General features: G+C 42.0%; 1 pseudogene. It reads left to right on the forward strand.

Features of this window, described 5'->3' with window-relative positions:
• Window positions 1-257: 257 nt before the first annotated feature.
• Window positions 258-489 (forward strand): annotated as a pseudogene (locus BCT81_RS29680) (GNAT family N-acetyltransferase); the annotation flags it as partial.
• Window positions 490-566 lie beyond the last annotated feature (77 nt).

Genomic DNA, 566 nt, shown 5'->3' on the forward strand with positions numbered 1-566 from the left:
GTTCGCAGACGCTTACAAAGGTTTAAAACAAGAAGTCACTGGGTTGATTTTTTCTCAAGGTGGTCTGGAAGTATTTTTATACTGTTGGGTGTTATGGCCTTGGTAAACTCTTCCTAAAGTTAGGGGAGGGACACTGCTGTGTGAATTTGGAAGTTGGGTAATGAAGACATAATCAGTCAGAACGCTCACCATTGGCCTGCAGTTTCAAGGGATAAAAACTTCGGGTGTCACGGCTGTAATTTTCAACAAGGAGATGTATGGAAATTGTGTATGAAGTTAATGTGACCGACAAGCAGCATAAAGCAATAATGATGTTGAGGAATCAATCATTTCCAAAGTATCAAGTCGCGCGTTCCTACTTTAAACAACTCCCTCATTTTCGTGCGCTACAGTATGAAGGAGACGTGCTTGTCGGGTATCTCGGATTAGATTATCGGGTAATAAAGGTTGGACAGGGTTTTGGGGATAGTCGACTTTTGTGTTGCTGAACAGGCTTTGTTGCGTAATTCATTGGAACTAAACCTAAAACCTACGATCTGATCAGCTACATTCACTCCCTCTCGTAG

The organism is Vibrio sp. 10N.261.52.A1, assembly GCF_002876325.1.
Lineage (GTDB): Bacteria > Pseudomonadota > Gammaproteobacteria > Enterobacterales > Vibrionaceae > Vibrio > Vibrio chagasii.